Origin of the sequence: Burkholderia sp. BCC1985, from assembly GCF_905339915.1 — a bacterium.
In the GTDB taxonomy this organism is placed as follows: domain Bacteria; phylum Pseudomonadota; class Gammaproteobacteria; order Burkholderiales; family Burkholderiaceae; genus Burkholderia.
Map to the genome: position 1 here is coordinate 123101 of NZ_CAJPGY010000007.1, position 20707 is coordinate 143807.

Annotated in this window: 13 protein-coding genes; 2 read left to right on the forward strand and 11 right to left on the reverse strand. The window is 66.5% G+C overall.

Annotated elements, in window-relative coordinates:
• Window positions 1-424: 424 nt before the first annotated feature.
• The 3 genes from U4Z31_RS09135 to U4Z31_RS09145 are packed head-to-tail and all read right to left on the reverse strand — an operon-like array spanning window position 425 to window position 6244.
• The gene (locus U4Z31_RS09135; protein ID WP_321810031.1) at window positions 425-1888 is read right to left on the reverse strand and encodes an efflux transporter outer membrane subunit; all 1464 of its coding nucleotides are present in this window, start codon (window positions 1886-1888) and stop codon (window positions 425-427) included.
• Window positions 1885-5022, reverse strand: a complete 3138-nt coding sequence (locus U4Z31_RS09140; protein ID WP_321810032.1) for a multidrug efflux RND transporter permease subunit — start codon at window positions 5020-5022, stop codon at window positions 1885-1887. The genes U4Z31_RS09135 and U4Z31_RS09140 overlap by 4 nt, the downstream gene beginning before the upstream one ends.
• Before the next feature lie 19 nt (window positions 5023-5041).
• Complete coding sequence (locus U4Z31_RS09145) at window positions 5042-6244, reverse strand: MexX/AxyX family multidrug efflux RND transporter periplasmic adaptor subunit (RefSeq protein WP_321810033.1); 1203 nt, start codon at window positions 6242-6244, stop codon at window positions 5042-5044.
• 150 nt (window positions 6245-6394) lie between these two features.
• On the opposite strand from U4Z31_RS09145, the gene U4Z31_RS09150 reads away from it, so the two are divergent.
• Window positions 6395-7042 carry a TetR family transcriptional regulator gene (locus U4Z31_RS09150; protein ID WP_124485531.1) on the forward strand — a complete coding sequence of 216 codons (648 nt, stop codon included), beginning with the start codon at window positions 6395-6397 and terminating at the stop codon, window positions 7040-7042.
• A gap of 341 nt (window positions 7043-7383) precedes the next feature.
• Window positions 7384-8649, forward strand: coding sequence for a M23 family metallopeptidase (locus U4Z31_RS09155; RefSeq protein WP_321810034.1), 1266 nt, complete (start codon window positions 7384-7386; stop codon window positions 8647-8649).
• A gap of 164 nt (window positions 8650-8813) precedes the next feature.
• On the opposite strand, the gene U4Z31_RS09160 is transcribed toward U4Z31_RS09155, so the two are convergent.
• The 8 genes from U4Z31_RS09160 to U4Z31_RS09195 form a co-directional block, all read right to left on the reverse strand.
• A complete protein-coding gene (locus U4Z31_RS09160) occupies window positions 8814-9539 on the reverse strand; it encodes an amino acid ABC transporter permease (protein ID WP_044843594.1) in 726 nt (241 codons plus the stop codon).
• Window positions 9540-9541: 2 nt separating this feature from the next.
• The gene (locus U4Z31_RS09165; protein ID WP_044843595.1) at window positions 9542-10264 is read right to left on the reverse strand and encodes an amino acid ABC transporter permease; all 723 of its coding nucleotides are present in this window, start codon (window positions 10262-10264) and stop codon (window positions 9542-9544) included.
• Window positions 10265-10367: 103 nt separating this feature from the next.
• Window positions 10368-11183 (reverse strand): ABC transporter substrate-binding protein, encoded by an 816-nt coding sequence (locus U4Z31_RS09170; RefSeq protein ID WP_321810035.1) that lies wholly within the window; start codon window positions 11181-11183, stop codon window positions 10368-10370.
• A 452-nt stretch (window positions 11184-11635) separates the two neighbouring features.
• Window positions 11636-12940: an MFS family transporter gene (locus U4Z31_RS09175; protein WP_321810036.1), complete on the reverse strand. Its 1305-nt coding sequence runs from the start codon at window positions 12938-12940 to the stop codon at window positions 11636-11638.
• A gap of 234 nt (window positions 12941-13174) precedes the next feature.
• On the reverse strand, window positions 13175-14854 hold the full coding sequence (locus U4Z31_RS09180; protein WP_044843597.1) for a SpoVR family protein: 1680 nt from the start codon (window positions 14852-14854) through the stop codon (window positions 13175-13177).
• Entirely contained in the window at window positions 14851-16119 is a 1269-nt protein-coding gene (locus U4Z31_RS09185) for a YeaH/YhbH family protein (protein ID WP_044843598.1), read from the reverse strand. The genes U4Z31_RS09180 and U4Z31_RS09185 overlap by 4 nt, the downstream gene beginning before the upstream one ends.
• A 125-nt stretch (window positions 16120-16244) precedes the next feature.
• Window positions 16245-18167 (reverse strand): PrkA family serine protein kinase, encoded by a 1923-nt coding sequence (locus tag U4Z31_RS09190; protein WP_044843599.1) that lies wholly within the window; start codon window positions 18165-18167, stop codon window positions 16245-16247.
• 543 nt (window positions 18168-18710) lie between these two features.
• Complete coding sequence (locus U4Z31_RS09195) at window positions 18711-20468, reverse strand: methyl-accepting chemotaxis protein (protein ID WP_321810037.1); 1758 nt, start codon at window positions 20466-20468, stop codon at window positions 18711-18713.
• Window positions 20469-20707 lie beyond the last annotated feature (239 nt).

Sequence of the window (20707 nt, forward strand, 5' to 3'; positions counted from 1 at the left end):
GCAAACGATTGCGCAATCCGCACAAACGTTTTACCGCGACATTTCGTCACCCGTCATTATTCCCGATACAAGAATCAATTGAATCGTCAAGCCGGGATTAAAAGCCGCATGTAATGCCGTGCGCCGTCACGACATTCGGCGTACCTGCGCGACAACGCGCACGCGACGTTTCGGCGCCCTGGCTGGAATCGAAAAAGGAGGAAGTCCGGCACGCTCGGGGCCGTGTGACGACGCGATCGGTCGCCAGGATGCGTGACGGGTTGAAGGCGCGCTTCAGCTCGACAGCGGGGAGAAACTACGTGGATGACGACGACGCGCGGATGCGTTCATCGTCGATCGGTGCCGATGGCCGGATGGACGCCACACCGGCCGGGGTGGCGACGACACATCGCAATGCGCGATCGCCACCCGCACAGCTAGCGAATCACGCGGCGGCCTCCCCGGCTGAAGCCGGCGTCCACCCGCCGCCCAGTGCGCGATACAGCGCAATCGCATTCGCGAGCCTCAGTTCCTTGAGCCGGATCAGTTCCTGTCCCGACTCGTACGTGCTGCGCTGCGCGTCGAGCAGTTCGAGATACGTCGCGACGCCGCCCGCATAACGACGCTCGGCGAGCTTCAGCCGCGCGCCGTCGGCCGCGTACACGTCCTGCTGCGCGGCAAGCTGGCGATCGATCCAGTCGCGCGCGGCGAACGCGTCGGCCACTTCGCGAAACGCGGTCTGCACGGTCTTCTCGTATTCGGCGACCGCGATGTGCTTGCGCGCGGTCGCGACGTCGAGATTCGCGCGATTGCGGCCGCCCGCGAAGATCGGCAGCGTGATGCGCGGCGCGAACGTCCACACGCTCGTGCCGCCCGCGAACAGGCTCGAGAACGCGTCGCTGACCGAGCCGTAGTCGGTCGTCAGCGCGACGCGCGGGAAGAATGCGGCGCGCGCGGCGCCGATCTGCGCGTTCGCGGCCTTGAGCCGCGACTCGGCCTGCCGGATGTCCGGCCGCCGCTCGAGCAGCGCGCTCGGCGCGCCGGGTGCCACCGGCGCGATCGCGAGCGCGTCGAGCGCGGTGCCGTCGGCCGGCACCGTGCGCGCGAAATCGCCGGCAAGCAATTGCAGCGCGCGCACCGACTGCGCGTGTTCGCGCTGCAGCGCGGCCTGCGACGCACGTGCGGACGCGACCAGCATCTCGGCCGAGCGCAGCTCGATCGCATCGCTCGTGCCGGCCGCATAGCGGCGCTGCGTGAGCGCGGCGATGCGCTCGCGCGCGTCGAGGGTGTGCTGCGCCAGCGCCAGTTGCGCGTGCAACGACCGTTCGGAAACGTACGCGCCGGCGACTTCGGCAATCACGCCGATGCGCACCGCGCGCTGCGCGTCGGCCGTCGCGAAATACTCGGCGAGCGCCGCATCCGACAGATTGCGCACGCGGCCGAACAGGTCGAGCTCGTACGCGCTGATACCCACGCCTGCGCGATACAGCCCGCTCACCGCGCTCTCGCGCACGACCGGGTCGTACTGGCGCGTGCGCTCGTAGCCGAGGTTCGCGTCGAGCGACGGCATCCGGTCCGCGCGCTGCACGCCGTACAGCGCGCGCGCTTCGTCGAGCCGGCCGGCCGCGATCCGCAGGTCGCGATTGTTCGCGAGCGCCGCGTCGATCCAGGCCTGCAGCGCCGGGTCGGTGAAATACGCGCGCCAGTCGTCGAGCAGCGCGGCATCGACAGGCGCCGCGACCGACGCCGGCTGCGTGCCGCCGTCGACCGGCGCATAGCTGGCCGGCACCGGCGCCGCCGGCCGCTCGTAGCGCGGCGCGAGCGAGCAGCCGGCGAGCGCGAACGCGAGTGCAGCGGCCAGCGCGACCGGGGCCCGCGACGTCGCGCGCGCATTCAGGTGAAACGTCATTGCGCACCCTCCATCGTCGCCGGCCGCGACCCGCCGCGCCGGCGCGGGCCGACGTCGAACAGGCGGCCGACGATCACGAAAAACAGCGGGACGAGGAATACCGCGAGCACCGTCGCCGTGATCACGCCGCCGAGCACGCCGGTGCCGATCGCCATCTGCGCGCCGGACGCGGCGCCCGATGCGAACGCGAGCGGCAGCACACCGACGCCGAATGCGAGCGACGTCATCACGATCGGCCGCAGCCGCAGGCGCGCGGCCTCGAGCGCGGCGTCGACGAGCGACATGCGCTGCGCGACCAGGTCCTTCGCGACTTCGACGATCAGGATCGCGTTCTTCGCGGACAACCCGATCGTCGCGATCAGCCCCACCTTGAAATAGATGTCGTTCGGCATCGCGCGCAACGTGACGCCGAGCACCGCGCCGATCACGCCGAGCGGCACGACCAGCATCACCGCGAACGGGATCGACCAGCTCTCGTACAGCGCCGCGAGCGCGAGAAACACGACGAGCACCGACAGCGCGAACAGCATCGGCGCCTGTGCGCCCGACAGCCGCTCCTCGAACGACTGCCCCGACCACGCGTAGCCGATGCCGGCCGGCAGTTTCGCGGCGAGCCGCTCGATCGCGGCCATCGCTTCGCCGCTGCTGTGCCCCGGCGCGGCCGAGCCGTTGATCGTGAACGACGGATAGCCGTTGTAGCGCGTGAGCTGTGGCGGCCCGAGCGTCCAGTGCAGCGTCGCGAACGCCGCGAGCGGCACCATCTCGCCGCGCGCGTTGCGCACGCGCAGCTTCTGCACGTCGTCCGGATCGAGCCGGTGCCGCCCGTCGGCCTGCACGATCACGCGGCGCACCTGCGTGCCGTGCATGAAGTCGCCGATATAGTCGGAGCCGAACATCACCGCGAGCGTCGTGTTGATCTCGTCCATCGACACGCCGAGCGCCGACGCCTTGGCACGATCGATGTCGAGCTTGAGCTGCGGCGCGTCCTGGGTGCCGGCGAACATCAGGTCGGTGAGCGCCGGATCCTTGCCGCCCGCCGCGAGCAGTTGCTCGCGCGCGGCGCTGAACGCCGCATGGTCGAGCCCGCCGCGGTTCTGCAGCCGGAAGTCGAAGCCGCCTGTCGAACCGAGATCGGGCAGCGCCGGCGAGTTCATCGCGAACACCGTGGTGTTCGCCGTGCCCGCGAAGCGCGTGTTGATGCGCGCGACGATCGCCTGCACGTGATCGCGCCCGGCCTTGCGCTCCTTCCAGTTCTTCAGCGTGACGAAGATCATCCCGCCGTTCGGCCCCTCGCCGTACAGGTTGAAGCCGCCGAGCGCGAACGTGTACGCGGCCGGCTCGTCGCGACGAATGTACGACTCGACCTCGCGCACGCTCTGCATCGTTTCCGCGAGCGGCGTGCCCTGCGGGCGGATCACCATCACCATGAAGTTGCCCTGGTCCTCGTCGGGCAGGAACGCGCTCGGCAGTTGCGTGAGCATCAGCGCGGCCGCCGCGGTCAGCGCACCGTACACGACCAGCCAGCGCAGCGGCTTGTTCAGCATCGCGCCGACGCGCGTCGCATAGCGCTGCGTCGAGCGCGCGACGAAGCGGTTGAAGCCGCCGAAGAAACCGCGCTTCTCGTGATGGTCGCCGGACACTGGCTTGAGCAGCGTCGCGCACAACGCGGGCGTCAGCGACAGCGCGAGAAACGCCGAGAAGCCGATCGAGACCGCGAGCGCCAGCGCGAACTGCCGGTAGATGTTGCCCACCGCGCCGCCGAAGAACGCCATCGGCACGAACACCGACGTCAGCACGACCGTGATGCCGACGATCGCGCCGCTGATCTGCTGCATCGCCTTGACGGTCGCGTCGTAGGGCCCGAGCCCTTCCTCGACCATCAGCCGCTCGACGTTCTCGACGACGACGATCGCATCGTCGACGAGGATGCCGATCGCGAGCACCATCCCGAACATCGTCAGCACGTTGATCGAGAAGCCGGCCGCATGCATCACGCCGAACGTGCCCGCGAGCGCGACCGGCACGACGAGCGTGGGGATCAGCGTCGCGCGCAGGTTCTGCATGAACAGGAACATCACGAGGAACACCAGCACGCCGGCCTCGACGAGCGTCGTGACGACCTTGTTCATCGACACGCGCACGAACGACGACGTCTCGTACGGGATCTGGTATTTCACGCCCGGCGGGAAGTAGGCGGACAGCGCGTCCATCGCCGCGCGCACGCGCTGCTCGGTGGCCACCGCGTTCGAGCCGGGCGCGAGCTTGATGCCCATGCCCGTGGCGACCTTGCCGTTCACGTACGACGGATAGTTGTAGTCGTTGCCGCCGAACTCGATGCGCGCGACGTCGCGCAGGTAGAGCGCGGCGCCGTCCGGCTGCGTGCGCAGCGCGATCGCGCCGAACTCGGCCGGCGTCTTCAGCGGCGCGTCGGCGAACACCGTGGCCGCGATCGGTGCGCTGTCAGGCACCGCGCTGCGGCCGATGTCGCCGACAGTCACGCGTGCGTTGTGCGCGCGCACGGCCGACGCGATGTCCGACGCGGTGAGGCCGTGCCCGGCCAGCTTCACCGGGTCGGGCCAGATCCGCATCGCATATTCGGCGCCCCAGAACTGCACCCGGCCGACGCCGTCGACGCGGCGCAGCGCCTGCACGACGTTCGCCGACGCGTATTCGCCGAGCTGCACGTCGCTCATCCGGCCGTCGTCGGAGGTCAGCGACACGACGAGCTGGATGTTGTCCGCGGCCTTCTCGACCTGGATGCCGTCGCGCCGCACGGGTTCGGGCAGCCGCGCCTCGACCGTCTTCAGCCGGTTCTGCACTTCGACGGCCGCGAGATCGGCATTGACGCCCTGCTTGAACGTCAGATAGAGCGACGCCATCCCGGCGCTGCTCGTCGCGGACGTATATAGCAGCCCCGGCGCGCCGTTCATCTCGCGCTCGATCAGCGCGGTCACCGATTCCTCGACGACCTGCGCGGACGCACCCGGATACGTCGCATAGATGCTGACGACGGGCGGCGCGATGTCCGGATACTGCGCGACGGGCAGCGCGCGAATCGCGAACACGCCGCCGAGCATGATGAAGAGTGCGATCACCCACGCGAAGACGGGGCGATCGATGAAGAAACGTGCCATGTTGGTCTATGTGAACCGGTCAGGTTTGACGGGCGGCCGCCGGTGATGCGGCCTTCGCCGACGAGGCCTTCGTCGGCGAGGCCTGCTCGACGGGCTTGACGGCGGTGTCGGGCGCGAACTGCGCGGCGTTGTCGACGATCACGCGCTCGCCGCCCGCGAGACCGCGCATGATGCGCCAGTCGCGGCCGCTCATCCGGTCGGCGACGACCTCGACGTCCTTCACCTTGCCGTTCGCGCCGACCACGCGCACCGACGTGCGATCGGCCGTGCGCAGCAGCGCATCGCGCGGCACGAGGATCGCGCGCTGGTCGACGGCCGCGTCGAGCGCGATCCGCACGTACGCGCCCGGCAGCAGTTCGCGTTCGGGATTCGGGAACAGCGCGCGCATCGCGACGGTATCGGTGGTCGGATCGACCGCGAGATCGCTGAACAGCAGCTTGCCCTTCAGCGGATACGCGGTGCCGTCGGCGCGCAGCAGCGTCACCGTGACGTCGTGCTGCGCGATGCCCGTCGCGCGCCCGCTCTTCACCGCGCGGCGCAGTGCGTCGACGTCGGCCGCCGGCTGCGAGAAATTCACGTAGATCGGGTCGAGTTGCTCGACGGTCGTGAGCGGCGTCGCCTGGTCCTGGCCAACGAGCGCGCCTTCCGTCACGAGCGCGCGCCGGGCGCGGCCCGAAATCGGCGCGGTGACGGTCGCATAGTCGAGCTGCAGTTGCGCGCGGGCGAGCTCGGCCTGCGCGGACGCGACGTCGGCCTTCGCCTGCGTGTCGCCCGCGACGGCCTCGGTGTGATCGCGCTCGCTGACCGCGCGGTCGCGCACCAGGTCGTCGTAACGGCGGCGCTTGTCGCTCGCCGCGAGCGCGGCGGCCTGCGCCTTCGCGAGCGCCCCTCTCGCGGCGTCGCGCGCGGCCTTCAGCGGTGCGGGGTCGATGCGGAACAGCACCGCGCCCTGCTTCACTTCCTGGCCTTCCTCGTAAGTCCGCGCGGTGACGATGCCCGCGACCCGCGCGCGCACTTCCGCCTGCCGATACGCGTCGAGCCGGCCCGGCAATTCGACGGTCATCGGTACGGCCGTCGGACGCACCGTCACGACCGTCGCGTCCTGAATGGCCTCCGGCGCCTTGTCCCGTTCGCCCTTTCCGCAGCCGCTCGCGGCCAGCGCGGCCGCGAGCGCGAACGACGCCAGCCGCAGGCGGCGCCCCAGGGAGCGTTTGTTATTCATGTGCTGACCTCGGATCGTTCGCCGCCATACAATGCGGCGGCTCAGGGTGGCCGATTATAATCAGTCACGACTGATTAAATACAGGCGGTTGCAATCCGGCCGCCATACTGTCTCAATAAAACGACAGCGAACTGTAAGGAAATTCACGACATGGCCCGCAAGACCCGGGAAGAATCGCTCGCCATCAAGCACCGGATCCTCGACGCCGCCGAGCTCGTGCTGCTCGAAAAAGGCGTCGCGCAAACCGCGATGGCGGACCTCGCCGAGGCCGCCGGAATGTCGCGGGGCGCCGTGTACGGCCATTACCGCAACAAGATGGAAGTGTGTCTCGCGATGTGCGACCGCGCATTCGCGCGTACGTCGGAAGGGTTCGACGCGGTCGACAGCCTGCCCGCGTTCGCGACGCTGCGCCGCGCGGCGTCGCATTACCTGCGGCAATGCGGCGAGCCGGGCGCGATGCAGCGCGTGCTCGTGATCCTCTATACGAAATGCGAGCAGAGCGAGGAGAACGGCGCGCTGCAGCGCCGCCGCATGCTGCTCGAGCTGCAGATGCTGCGCATCACCAAGGCGCTGCTGCGCCGCGCGATCGCGGCCGGCGAACTGGCCGCCGATCTCGACGTGCATCTCGCGGCCGTCCATCTCGTGTCGCTGCTCGAAGGCGTGTTCGCATCGATGATCTGGACCAACCGCTTGCGCGGCAATCTGTGGAACGACGCGGAAGCGATGCTCGACGCCGGCTTCGACGCGGTCAGGACATCCGCCGCGCTGCGCGTGCGCGCGCAAAAATTTCCTGTCTGACGAAAAGCCGCGCAATAAATGCTGATTTAACCCGATTTACCGCAGTGCGAAACGAATGAGCCGACCCTCTTTAAAATTTTTAACGTTTCGCGGAACATCGGTAGACTGACGCTGTCATTTTTCTTTAGCGTCTTCGTGATAAACCGGGTTCGACCCGGAAAGGTCACGCCGCCGTTCGAAGCGGGCCTGCCCGCGAGTTGGGTCGAACGGAAACGACACAGGCCCCTGGCGGGGCCTGTTTTGTTGCACGCCCGTCGCCCGCCCCGTCGTCACCCGACGGATCTGCCGCCGATGGTTCACGCCCACACCTCTTTGAACCGCTTTTCCTGGATGTGGACACTTTGGTCAAGCCTGCCGCAATTCCTGATGCTTTCGCGCCCGGGCGCGCGCAGCGCCTCGTGCGCGCGCTCGTGCCGGCCGCCGTGCTCGGCGCCCTCGCCGCCTTCGGTCTCGCTGCCGCGCTGCCGGCCGTCTCGCAACTGCCGGGCGCCGTCGATTCGGGCACGGCCGCGCTGCCGCAGCGCGTGCTGTCCGACACGCCGTTTCCCACCGCGCAGCATTTCGTGACGAGCGAACTCGCGCGCACGATCGGCGAGCGCAACGAACGCGATGAACGCACCGACCGCAACCTGCAGCCGGGCCTGTTCGCGCCGCTCAGCGCGCACCGCAACGACATGCTCGGCTATACGAGCCTGTTCCAGCTCGCGCCGCCCGAGCAGCAGCACGGAATGCGCGCGGGCGACATCGAACTCACGCTGTCCGATACGCTGAACCGTCTCGACGTGCCGCCCGAAGTGCGCATCCAGCTCGGCGATCTCGTCACCGGGAAGGTCGCGTTGCGCGCCGGCGCGCAGCGCGGCGACTACTACCGCATCGCGTACGACACCAACAACGGCACGCCGCACCTCACCGCGCTCGAGCTGCGCGTCGCGGGCCGCACGTTCGGGGCGATCTGGTTCCGCGCGCCGGGCGCCGACCACGGCGCGTACTACACGCTCGACGGCGCGCCGCTCGAAGCGGCCGCGTTCACGATGCCAGTCAAGTGGACGCGCATCAGCTCGTTCTTCGGCGAACGCGTCCACCCGCTGTCGCAGGCGATGGCATTCCATACCGGCGTCGACCTCGCCGCACCGTCCGGCACGCCCGTCAATGCGGCGGCCGACGGCGTCGTGTCGTTCGTCGGCACCGATCCGGGCGGTTACGGCCACTACGTGATCGTCGATCACGCCGACGGTTATTCGACCTACTACGCGCATTTGTCCGCGTTCGCGCGCGGGCTGAAGACCGGCGAAACCGTCAAGCAGGGCCAGCGCATCGGCTCGGTCGGGATGACCGGCGCGGCCACCGGTCCGCACCTGCATTTCGAAGTGCGCGTCGCGAACGACCCGGTCGATCCGCTCGTCACGCTCGCGAGCGCGCAGACGGGGCTGTCCGACATGCAGCTCACCGCGTTCCGCCAGGAAGCGGCGCAATGGCGCTTCCGCCTCGCGTCGATCAGTACGACGCCGTTTGCATTCGCGCAGAGCGACGGCCCGCTGTGGGGCGACTTCGCGACCGGTCCGTCGACGCTGCGTTCGGTGTTCGATACGCACTACAGCGCGTCCTGACGCTGACGCGCTGAAGTGCTGAAGTTCTCAAGCACCGAAGTTCTGAAGCACCTTCACGCCCGTCGCCGCTCGCTCGGCGACGACGCGGCCCGCTGCGGATAGCCGCACGCTCTCACCTTCATCACCGGAAACGCGCGCATGCATTGCACGCGGCGCGCACGCCGTCACCGCACCGGTTCCGTGCGTTCAGCCGCAGCCCGCGCGATGCGCTCCGCGCGAGGACGACGCGACAGCAACCAGCGCGCCGCACCGTCGAGCGACGTGCACAGCACCAGATAGATCGCCGCGACGAACAGGAAGATCGGCGCCGGATACACCATCAGCCGGTTATTCACCTGCGTCGCGACGAACGACAGTTCCGGCACGCCGACGATATACGCGAGCGACGTGTCCTTCACGAGCGCGACCCACTGATTGACGAACGACGGCGTCATGATCCGGATCGCCTGCGGCAGCAGCACGTAGCGCACGGTCTGCCAGCGCGTGAGCCCGAGCGACAGCCCCGCCTGCCACTGCCCGTCGCCGGCCGCGACGATGCCCGCATGCACCGCATGCGCGAGATACGCGCCGCCGATCAGCGCCAGCGCGCACACGACCGTCGCGAGTCCCGGCACGTCCATGTGCAGCAGCATCGGCATCAGGAAGTACGTCCAGAAGATCAGCATCAGCACCGGGATCGCGCGAAAGAAGCCGATGAACGCGAGCAGCAGCACGCGCAGCGGGCCGCGCGCGAGCGCCATCGCGACGCCGAGCGCCACGCCCAGCACCGCCGATGCGATGGCCGACGCGATCGCCAGCACGAGCGACAGCGCGGCGCCGCCGAGCGGACCATCCGGGAATGCGCCGACGAGCAGGTACGGCAGGTTGTCGAGCAGCAGCGAGAGATCCATCGTCAACGCCCCGCCCCGAGCCGGTCGCGCCATTGCGTGGCCGCGTAGGCACCGGCCTCGATCGCGGCCACCGCGGCGATGTACAGCACGGTCGCGACACCGAAGGCGGCAAAGGTCTTGAACGTCTCCGTCTCGACCTGCCGCGACGCGTACGACAGCTCGGCGACACCGATCGCCATCGCGAGCGACGAGTTCTTCACGAGATTCATGTATTGGCCGAACAACGGCGGCAGCGCGATGCGCACGGCCTGCGGCAGCACGACGTAGCGCAGCGACTGCATCGGCGTGAGGCCGAGCGCCGCGGCCGCATCGTGCTGCGCACGGCGCACGCCGCGCAGCCCGGCTTCGCATTCCTCGGCGACGAACGCGGCCGTGTACGCGCTCAACCCGAACCAGCCCGCGACGAACTCGAACGACGGCCATGCGAGCGTGAACGGGCCCGCGCTCAGCTGATGGCGCGCGTTCAGCCACGCGACCCATGTGTCGGGCAGCAACGACGCGACGCCGAAATACCAGAACAGCAACTGCACGAGCAACGGCGTGTTGCGGAACGCGACGACATAGCCGGCCGCGAGCGTGCGCGGCGCCGTGCCGCGCGCATGCCGCATGACGGCGAGCAGCAGTCCGCCGACCGTCGCGGCGAGCGCCGACGCGGCCGCGAGGCCGAGCGTCAGCAGGAAGCCCTGCCAGAGCCAGGACAGATATTTGGGAGCCAAGCCGAGCATGGTGGTGCGGGCGCGAAGCAAGCGATCAAGAGAAACGGAAAACGCCGCGATCCCCGCGCACCGGCACGACCGATGGCGGAACGCGGCGCGTCCTGCATGCGACTCAGGTCTTGTCGCCGATGCGGAAGATGCGCGTGAGCGGCGTCTTCGTCGTCGGACCGAACCACGCGTCGTAGATCTGGCCCGCGCGGCCATTCGCCTCGAGCCCCTTCAGCGTGTCGTTCACGAAGCCGAGCAGGCGCGTCTCGCCCTTCGGCACGCCGACGCCCATGTAGTCGTTCGAGATCGTGAATGCCGGGATCTCGTAGTTCTGCTTGTCGGGCACGTTCGCGAGCAGGCCGATCAGCTTCGGGCCGTCCTGCGTGATCGCCTGCACGTTGCCGGCGCGCAGCGCGGCGAACGCGAACGGCGTGTCGTCGTACGCGACGATCGTCGCCTTCGGGAATTTCTCGCGCAGCGTGATCTCGTTCGTCGTGCCCTTGTCCGCACCGACGCGCAGCGCGTTCAGCTGGTCGGCCGATTTCAGCACGCCCTTCTTCGCGAGGAACTGCTGGCCCGACGAGAAGTACGGAATGCTGAAGTCGACCTGCTTCGCGCGCTCGTCGGTAATCGTGAAGTTCGCGAGCACCAGGTCGACCTTGCCGGAGGTCAGGAACGGAATGCGGTTCGCGGGATTGGTCGGCTGCAGCTGCAGCTTCACGCCGAGCTTGTCGGCCAGCGCCTTCGCATAGTCGACGTCGAGGCCGACGATGTGATTGCTCTTGCCGTCGACATAGCCGAACGGCGGATTGCTGTCGAAGGTCGCGACGCGCAGCACGCCGGCCTTCTTGATGTCGTCGAGGCGGTCCGCGTGCGCGACCGTGCCGGCCGTAACGAGTGCGGCCCCGACGAGCCACGTAGCGAGAGTGTGGAATTTCATGAGCACGACCTGATTTGTTATGAAGGCCGGCGCGGATCGCGCGGCGGCCGGTTCGAGGAACATCGCAACGCTGTGTGTCGTCGCGAAGCCGCTAACGTATCAGCGCGTGCGGCGATTCCGAACCAACAAATGGTGCTTTGCTCTGCGGGTTTCGTGATGAGGCTTGCAGCGGCTGCATGCGGCGCATGCGCACAAAAAAACGCCCGCTGCACGCAGCGGGCGCGAATCCCAGTCAAGGAGGTGTCACACGAACTACGCGTTCAGAATAAGCGCATCGTCCGCTGCGGACAACGAAGCGATTCCGATATCGATATCGTGCGCCCCGCGATGAGCTTGCACGCGCCCATGCGAAAACGCCACGCATAAAAAACGGCGCTCCGCCTGCATGGCGGAGCGCCGTCCCGTTGCACGTTGCCGGTCGATGCGGGCAGCCCGGCGGGCAGCCCTGTCGATCACGGTTCGTGACGCAGGTACCCTTCCTTGCTCGGATCGCGCATCCGCCACGACACGATCAGCGAGATCGCGCACAGCACCGTCACGTACCAGTAGAAGGTTTCCTCGCTGCCGATCGACTTGAACCACAGCGCGACGTACTCGGCCGAGCCGCCGAAGATCGCGTTCGCGACCGCATACGACAGGCCGACGCCCATCGCGCGCACTTCGGGCGGGAACATCTCGGCCTTGATGAGGCCGCTGATCGACGTGTAGAAGCTGACGATCGCCAGCGCGATCGTGATCAGCGCGAACGCGGCCGTCGGGCTCGTGACGGTCTTCAGCGCGTGCATCAGCGGCACCGTGCCGATCACCGCGAACGTGCCGAACAGGATCATCGACGTGCGGCGGCCGATCTTGTCGGACAGCGCGCCGAACACCGGCTGGATCAGCATGTAGACGAGCAGCGCGACGGTCATCACGTTGCTGGCCGTCTTCGCATGCATGCCGGCCGTGTTCACGAGGTATTTCTGCATGTACGTCGTGAAGGTGTAGAAGATCAGCGAGCCGCCGGCCGTGAAGCCGACCACCGTGAAGAAGGCGCCCTTGTGCTGCCACACGCCGCGGATCGTGCCCGCGTCCTTCTTGTCACGCGATGCGCTCGTCGACGTCTCGTCGAGCGATTTGCGCAGGTACAGCGAGATCAGCGCGGCCGCCGCCCCGCAGACGAACGGAATGCGCCAGCCCCACGCCTTCAGCTCGTCGTTCGACAGCGCCTGCTGCAGGATCACGAGCACCAGCAGCGCGCACAGCTGGCCGCCGATCAGCGTCACGTACTGGAACGACGCGAAGAAGCCGCGCCGCCCCTTCAGCGCGACCTCGCTCATGTAGGTTGCGCTCGTCCCGTATTCGCCGCCCACCGACAGCCCCTGGAACAGGCGCGCGACCAGCAGCAGCGCCGGCGCCAGCGCGCCGATCTGCGCATAGGTCGGCAGCACCGCGATCACGAGCGACCCGCCGCACATCATCAGCACCGAGATCATCATCGCCGTGCGACGGCCGTGACGGTCGGCGATGCGGCCGAACAGCCAGCCGCCGATCGGACGCATCAGGAAACCGGCCGCGAACACGCCGGCCGTGTTCAGCAGCTGCGTGGTCGTGTTGCCGCTCGGGAAGAACGCCGGTGCGAAGTACAGCGCGCAGAACGAGTAGATGTAGAAGTCGAACCACTCGACGAGGTTGCCCGACGAGGCGCCGACGATGGCGAACACGCGCCGCCGGGTGTCATGCGCGGACAGCGCAGCTTGGTCGGTCTGGACGTCCATGGGTTGGTCTGTTCCTTTTAGTGCTTTCTGGGCGAGACGGCTCGCGGGCCGTCGCGTACGGTCGCACGTGGCACCGGTTCCGGCGGCACGGCCTACGGGATTTTAGCGAAATGTAAAGTAACGGGCTTTCCGGGTTCGTCCGGATGTAGAAAATTTTTCTCCCGGTACGCGTTCGTCATATGAAAACGCCAGCCCTCAGGCTGGCGTCCGATGCAAACTGTTCTCGGGCGATCGTCAGACGCGCACCTCCGGCGGCACGTAGCGGCACTCGTAGCGCTTGCGCACGGTCCCGGCCTCGTCGACGCTTTCCAGGAACACGTCGAACTGCCAGAGCCGCGCCATGTGCTTGAGCACTTCCTCGCTGTCGTTCGACAGATGGCGGTTGTCGGTCATGAAATGGCGCAGCGTGAGGCTGCGGTCGCCGCGCGTGTTCACGGCCCACACCTGGATGTTCGGCTCGCGGTGATGGATGTCGTACTGCCGCGACAACGCCTGCCGCACGTACTGGTAGCCGGACTCGTCGTGGATCGCCGAAACCTCGAGCGAATCGCGCATGTCGTCGTCGAGCACCGAGAACAGCCGCATCTCGCGGATCAGGTTCGGCGACAGGTACTGCGCGATGAAGCTCTCGTCCTTGAAGTTGCGCATCGCGTAGTGCATCGCCGGCAGCCACGGGGTGCCCGCGATCTCCGGAAACCACTTGTAGTCCTCTTCCGTCGGCGCCTCGCAGATCCGGCGGATGTCGCTCATCATCGAGAAGCCGAGCGCATACGGATTGATCCCGCTGTAGTACGGCTTCGTGACGGGCGGCTGGTAGACCACGTTGCTGTGCGAGTGCAGGAACTCCATCATGAAGCCGTCTTCCAGCTTGCCCTGGTTGTACAGCGTATTCAGCAGCGTGTAGTGCCAGAACGTCGCCCAGCCTTCGTTCATCACCTGCGTCTGCCGCTGCGGATAGAAGTACTGGCCGATCTTGCGCACGATGCGGATCACTTCCCGCTCCCACGGCTCGAGCAGCGGCGCGTTCTTCTCCGCGAAATACAGCAGGTTCTCCTGCGGCTCAGGCGGATAGCGTCCTTCCTGCTCCTCCATCTGCTCGGGCTTCTTGCCCGGCAGCGTGCGCCACAGCTCGTTGACCTGCGACTGCAGATACGCCTCGCGCTCGCGCCGCAGCGCGGCCTCCTTCGACAACGACGGCTTCTGCGGCCGCTTGTAGCGGTCGACGCCGTAGTTCATCAGCGCATGGCACGAATCGAGCAGTTCCTCGACGCGATCGAGGCCGTAGCGCTCCTCGCATTCGGCGACGTAGTTCTTCGCGTACACGAGATAGTCGATGATCGCGTGCGCGTCGGTCCACAGCCGGAACAGGTAGTTGCCCTTGAAGAAGGAGTTGTGCCCGTACGCCGCGTGCGCGATGACGAGCGCCTGCATCGTCATCGTGTTCTCTTCCATCAGATACGCGATGCAGGGATTCGAGTTGATGACGATTTCGTACGCGAGGCCCATCTGGCCGCGGCGATAGCTTTTCTCGGTCGCGAGGAAGTGCTTGCCGAACGACCAGTGGCGATAGTTGACCGGCATCCCGACCGACGCGTACGCATCCATCATCTGCTCGGCGCTGATCAGCTCGAGCTGGATCGGATAGATGTCGAGCTCGTACTGCTCGGCGACCTGCGAGATGTGCGTGTCGTATTCCTCGAGCAGCTCGAACGTCCAGTCGGACGGGCACGGCAGCGGCTTGCGTTCGGCAACGTTCATACGCGCTTCCTTCTGCCCGGCACCGGGCAAGTCGGCGGCCGGCGCCGCCGGTTCGGTCCGGCCGCTTTGCTGCGATGCGGCAGGGCCGGCCGTGTCGTCGCCGGAAGGGCGCGGCGCATAGCCGCGCGACTCGTTGTGCAGATGGCGGGTCGTCATGACATTTCCACCTGCTTTTCGAACAATTCGCGAAATACCGGGTAAATATCGGCAGCCGATTCGACTTTCTTCATCGCGAGGTGCGGTTGCGACAGCGCCAGCTGTGCGTACTCCAGCCACAGGTTCTGCTCTTCCGGGGCGACCTGGATATACGCGAAGTAACGCGTCTTGGTGAGGATATCCTCTTCCAGGATTTTGCGACACTTCGGCGAATCGTCAGTCCAGTTGTCGCCGTCGGACGCCTGCGCGCCGTAGATGTTCCACTCGGTCGGCGAGTAACGCTCGTTCATCACCTTGCGCATCAGCTCGAGCGCGCTCGACACGACGGTGCCGCCGCTTTCGGTCGAATGGAAGAAGGTGTCCTCGTCGACCTCCTCGGCGCGCGTGTGGTGACGGATGAACACGACCTCGATGCGCTCGTAGTTGCGCTTCAGGAACAAGTACAGCAGGATGAAGAAGCGTTTCGCGAGATCCTTGCGCTGCTCGTCCATCGAGCCCGACACGTCCATCAGGCAGAACATCACGGCCTGGCTCGACGGTTGCGGCTGCTTCACGCGGTTGATGTAGCGCAGGTCGAACGGATCGATGAACGGGATCCGCCAGATGCGCCCCTTCAGGTGATGGATCTCGGCCTCGAGCGTCGCGATATCCTCGCGACGGTCTTCCGGATCGAGCTTCATCACCTCGAGCCGCGCTTCGAGTTCGCGCAGCTCGTTGACGAGCGGCGAACCGAGCGCGATGCGTCGCCCGAGCGCGCTGCGCAGCGAGCGCACGACGTCGATGTTGTTCGGCGTGCCTTCCGCCGACCAGCCCGCGCGCACGTTCTTCCAGCTCGGCACCGTCAGCAGGTGCGTCTTCACGAGGCGCGGCAGTTCGAGGTCGTCGAAGAAGTACTGCATGAATTCGTCGCGGGACAGCTCGAACACGAAGTCGTCCTGCCCTTCGCCTTCGTTGCTCGCCTGACTGCCGCCGCCGCCCGAGCCGCCCTGCGGACGCGGAATCTTGTCGCCGCGCACGTAGTCCTCGTTGCCCGGGTGCACGTATTCGCGACGCCCGCCCGGCGCGTGCCGGAAATTCGGCTCGGCGATGTCCTTGCGCGGAATCGTGATGCTTTGCGTGCTCTGGATATCCTTGATGCTACGGTCGCGCACCGCGTCGGACACGGCACGACGAATGTAGTTCTTGACGCGACGCAGAAAGCGTTCGCGGTTGGCGATGCTCTTGTTCTTGCCGGCCAGCCTGCGGTCGATGATTTGATGAAGCACTCCCGGTCTCCCGCTCGAAAGTCGATCTGCCGGGGCACTCGCCGCGCATGCCGTCTGCCGTCATGCGGGCGGCGCCTCTGAAAGCGCCCGTACGGACTCGCCGCACGGGCGCGGTACCGCGCGCGTCATGACGACTTGCGCACGCGCAGGTACCAGTCGCAAAGCAGCCTCACCTGCTTCGGCGTATAGCCCTTCGCGACCATCCGGTTCACAAAGTCCTCATGCTTGCGCTGCTCCTCCGCCGAACCCTTGGCGTTGAACGAAATCACCGGCAACAGTTCCTCGGTATTCGAGAACATCTTCTTCTCGATCACGACGCGCAACTTCTCGTAGCTCGTCCACACGGGGTTCTTCCCGGCGTTCGCCGCCCGTGCACGCAACACGAAGTTCACGATCTCGTTGCGGAAATCCTTCGGATTGCTGATCCCGGCCGGCTTCTCGATCTTCTCCAGTTCCGCATTCAGCGCGGCGCGGTCGAAGCTCTCGCCCGTGTCGTGATCGCGGAATTCCTGGTCCTGGATCCAGAAGTCCGCATACGTGACGTAGCGGTCGAAGATGTTCTGCCCGTACTCCGAATACGACTCGAGGTAAGCCGTCTGGATCTCCTTGCCGATGAACTCCGCGTAGCGCGACGCGAGCACGTCCTTCACGAACGACAGGTACTTCTGCTCGGTCTCCGGCGGGAACTGCTCGCGTTCGATCTGCTGTTCGAGCACGTACATCAGGTGCACGGGGTTGGCCGCGACCTCGCTCGAGTCGAAGTTGAACACGCGCGACAGGATCTTGAACGCGAAGCGCGTCGACACGCCGGTCATCCCTTCGTCCACGCCCGCGTAGTCGCGATACTCCTGGTACGACTTCGCTTTCGGATCGGTGTCCTTTAGGTTTTCGCCGTCATACACCTGCATCTTCGAGAACAGGCTCGAATTCTCCGGCTCGTGCAGGCGCGACAGCACCGAGAACTGCGACATCATCTTCAGCGTGCCCGGCGCGCACACGGCCTCGGCCAGCGACGAGTTGCGGATCAGCTTCTCGTAGATCTTGATCTCTTCCGACACGCGCAGGCAGTACGGCACCTTCACGACGAAGATCCGGTCGAGCAGTGCCTCGTTGTTGCGGTTGTTGCGGAAGGCCTTCCACTCCGACTCGTTCGAGTGCGCGAGGATCACGCCGTCGAACGGAATCGCGCCGAATCCTTCGGTGCCCTTGAAGTTGCCTTCCTGCGTCGCGGTCAGCAACGGGTGCAGCACCTTGATCGGCGCCTTGAACATTTCGACGAATTCGAGCAGGCCCTGGTTCGCCAGGCACAGGCCGCCCGAGTAGCTGTACGCATCGGCGTCGTCCTGCGCATACTGTTCGAGCTTGCGGATGTCGACCTTGCCGACGAGCGACGAGATGTCCTGGTTGTTCTCGTCGCCAGGTTCCGTCTTCGCGATGCCGATCTGCCGGAGGATCGACGGAAAGCGGCGTACCACGCGGAACTGGCGGATGTCGCCGTTGTATTCGTGCAGGCGCTTGACGGCCCACGGACTCAGGATGCTCTTCAGGTAGCGGCGCGGAATGCCGTACTGCTCTTCGAGGATCGGGCCGTCTTCGTCGTAGTCGAACAGCCCGAGCGGCGATTCGTTGACGGGCGAACCCTTCAGCGCATAGAACGGCACGCGCTCCATCAGCTGCTTCAGGCGCTCGGCGATCGACGACTTGCCGCCGCCCACCGGGCCGAGCAGGTAGAGAATCTGCTTCTTCTCTTCGAGCCCTTGCGCAGCGTGGCGGAAGTACGCGACCACCTGCTCGATCACTTCCTCCATTCCGTAGAATTCACGGAACGCGGGATAGACCTTGATAACCTTGTTCGCGAAGATCCGCGACAGGCGCGGGTCGATGCGGGTATCGATTTGTTCGGGTTCCCCGATTGCAGCCAGCATGCGTTCGCCAGCCGTGGCGTACGCTGACGGATCGTTCTTGCAGAGCGCGAGGTACTCCTCCAGCGAGAACTCTTCCTCTCGCGTTTTTTCGAAGCGGTTCGCGAAGCTGCTGTAAATATCCATGCTACCTCCCTCGCCTGAGTCTGAAGACGTGCCTGCCTTCTATGACTGCGCAGAAGCAAGCGCGTTCGAATTCATCCTAAACCCTTTCTTATTTTTTTTCACGAACTCTTCGTATGAAGTTCGTCATTCTCGACAACACCGCTTGGACAACGCATTTCGACGCTTTACAATCGATCTCCCGTGTCGCAGAAACGGCATCCGCGACGTCTCGTCGAGCATCGGAACGTCTCGTGCGTTGGACACCTCCGTCGTCGTCGCGGCACCCTCCACTCCCCCTTCATCCCTAGACGTTCGAGCGGACGTTTACGACGACACACCGCGCGCGCCGTTACAAATTTTTTTCGCATCGTCCGGAGATACCCGTAGTGCGGATGCGAACACGCAGCGCGCGGCGACGCACGAACGTTCACGTGAGCTGTCACATTCCATCGGTCGAAACGACGACGCCCGCATGTCGCGGGCGTCGTGTGCTGCCAAATGGGGAGAGATACGGGGAGAGATACCGGGGAGCGTTACCGCGAAAAGATGCGCGTCACGCGCGAATCAGAACGTTTCCCAGTCGTCGGCGCCGGCAGCCACCGGAGCGGGCGCGGCGGCCGCGGCAGCCGGCTTGCGCACCGGCGCGGCGCGCTTCGGCGCTGCATCACGATCGTTGCGCGCCACGGCCGGCGCGGGCGGCGAAACCGGCACCGCAGCCGCTGCGGGCACCGCGCGCGGCGCCTGACGTGCGGCGGCAGCGGTCGCCGGCTGCGCCGCGTCGTCGTCGATCCGGAACACCGACGCCGTCTCGCGCAGGCGCGCGGCCTGTTCGTCGAGCGATTGCGCGGCGGCCGCCGCTTCCTCGACGAGCGCGGCGTTCTGCTGGGTGACCTCGTCCATCTGCGCGACCGCGCGCGCGACCTGGTCGATGCCGCCGCTCTGTTCCTCGGACGCCGCCGCGATCTCGCCCATGATGTCGGTCACGCGCTGCACCGCGCCGATCACGTCGCTCATCGTGCGGCCGGCTTCGTCGACCAGCGTCGACCCCGTCCGGATGCGCTCCACCGACGCGTCGATCAGCATCTTGATCTCCTTGGCCGCGCTCGACGAACGCTGCGCGAGACTGCGCACCTCGCCCGCCACGACCGCGAAGCCTCGGCCTTCCTCGCCGGCGCGCGCGGCCTCGACCGCCGCGTTCAGCGCCAGGATGTTGGTCTGGAACGCGATTCCCTCGATGATCGCGATGATGTCCGCGATCTTCGCGGAGCTGTCGTTGATCTCGCCCATCGTGCCGACCACCTGGCCGACCACCGTATTGCCCTTGTTTGCAATCTCCGACGCGTTCGCGGCCAGCGAGCTTGCCTGCCGCGCATTGTCCGCGTTCTGCTTCACGGTGCCGGTCAGCTGCTCCATGCTCGATGCGGTTTCCTGCAGCGCGGACGCCTGCTCTTCAGTGCGCGACGACAGGTCGATGTTGCCGGCGGCGATCTGGCGCGCCGCGGTCGCGATCGACTCGCTGCCGCCGCGCACGGTACGCACCGTGTCGACGAGGCCGCGCTGCATCCTCGCGAGACCGTCCAGGAGTTGGCCCATTTCGTCGCGCCGATGCACGACGATCGAGCGGCGCAGGTCGCCCGCGGCGATCGCGTCGAAATGCGCGAGCGCGTCCGCGAGCGGACGGCCGATCGCACGGCTGAGCGTCAGCCAGGAAAACGCGGCGGCAACCAGACCGGCCGCCAGCAGGACGATCGACAGCACGCGCAGCGTCTCGTACAACGATTCCGCGCGGTCGAAGCCCGCCTGCCCGTCGGTGAACTGGAAATTGCGCAGTGCTTCGCCCGCAACCGAGAGCTCGTTATAAAGCGTCGAGAGCTGCTTGGCGCCCTCGCCGATCCGGTCGTGGTCGCCCGCCGCGACCAGCCCTCCGAACGCGTCGCAACTGCGCTGCAGCGCCTGCCGCTTCGCGGCGACGTCCTGCGCGAGCCGGTCTTCCTCCGGGCCGCGCGGCAGTGCAAGGTATTTTTGCCACCACGCGTCGGACTGCGTGCGCATCGCGCGGCTGCGTTCCACGGCCGCAGCCGAGTCGGGCGTGCCCGCCAGCAGCGCGGCGCGATCGAGCGCCAGGCGCTCGCGCGCCGCGTACATTTCGGCAACGGCCACGTCGACCGCGCTCGGCATCTGGTTCGTGAAAATCTCGCGCGTCGCATCGTTCGAGCGCGTCATCCCGTACACGCCGAGTACGCCAATCACGCCCAGCAGTACCGCGAGAAACGCCATCGTCAAACCGATGCGCGCACGTATCGTCAGGTTTCCGATCACCATCATTCTTCCTGTATTGCGTCGTCGTGAACGGGCAAGGCCCGTTTTTCGAAACAGTGTTTCGCCCAGGTGTATTTACGACCGGATGTTGCGCAGCTTGATGGTATTCACATCAATTTTTTCAGCAATTCACCAGTTCATTACAGATTCCAGAATAATAGGGGCGAAGCATCGCCGGCCCGCTTCGCGAACGCGCACGGCAAGCAATCGAGGTCAGACAAGTGGGGAAAGATGGCCGGCCG

What these genes read in the sequence shown, in the direction of transcription:
- U4Z31_RS09135 (WP_321810031.1), bottom strand. Translation starts at nt 1,888, where the DNA reads ATGACGTTTCACCTGAATGCGCGCGCGACGTCGCGGGCCCCGGTCGCG.
- U4Z31_RS09140 (WP_321810032.1), bottom strand. Translation starts at nt 5,022, where the DNA reads ATGGCACGTTTCTTCATCGATCGCCCCGTCTTCGCGTGGGTGATCGCA.
- U4Z31_RS09145 (WP_321810033.1), bottom strand. Translation starts at nt 6,244, where the DNA reads ATGAATAACAAACGCTCCCTGGGGCGCCGCCTGCGGCTGGCGTCGTTC.
- U4Z31_RS09150 (WP_124485531.1), top strand. Translation starts at nt 6,395, where the DNA reads ATGGCCCGCAAGACCCGGGAAGAATCGCTCGCCATCAAGCACCGGATC.
- U4Z31_RS09160 (WP_044843594.1), bottom strand. Translation starts at nt 9,539, where the DNA reads ATGGATCTCTCGCTGCTGCTCGACAACCTGCCGTACCTGCTCGTCGGC.
- U4Z31_RS09165 (WP_044843595.1), bottom strand. Translation starts at nt 10,264, where the DNA reads ATGCTCGGCTTGGCTCCCAAATATCTGTCCTGGCTCTGGCAGGGCTTC.
- U4Z31_RS09170 (WP_321810035.1), bottom strand. Translation starts at nt 11,183, where the DNA reads ATGAAATTCCACACTCTCGCTACGTGGCTCGTCGGGGCCGCACTCGTT.
- U4Z31_RS09175 (WP_321810036.1), bottom strand. Translation starts at nt 12,940, where the DNA reads ATGGACGTCCAGACCGACCAAGCTGCGCTGTCCGCGCATGACACCCGG.
- U4Z31_RS09180 (WP_044843597.1), bottom strand. Translation starts at nt 14,854, where the DNA reads ATGACGACCCGCCATCTGCACAACGAGTCGCGCGGCTATGCGCCGCGC.
- U4Z31_RS09190 (WP_044843599.1), bottom strand. Translation starts at nt 18,167, where the DNA reads ATGGATATTTACAGCAGCTTCGCGAACCGCTTCGAAAAAACGCGAGAG.
- U4Z31_RS09195 (WP_321810037.1), bottom strand. Translation starts at nt 20,468, where the DNA reads ATGGTGATCGGAAACCTGACGATACGTGCGCGCATCGGTTTGACGATG.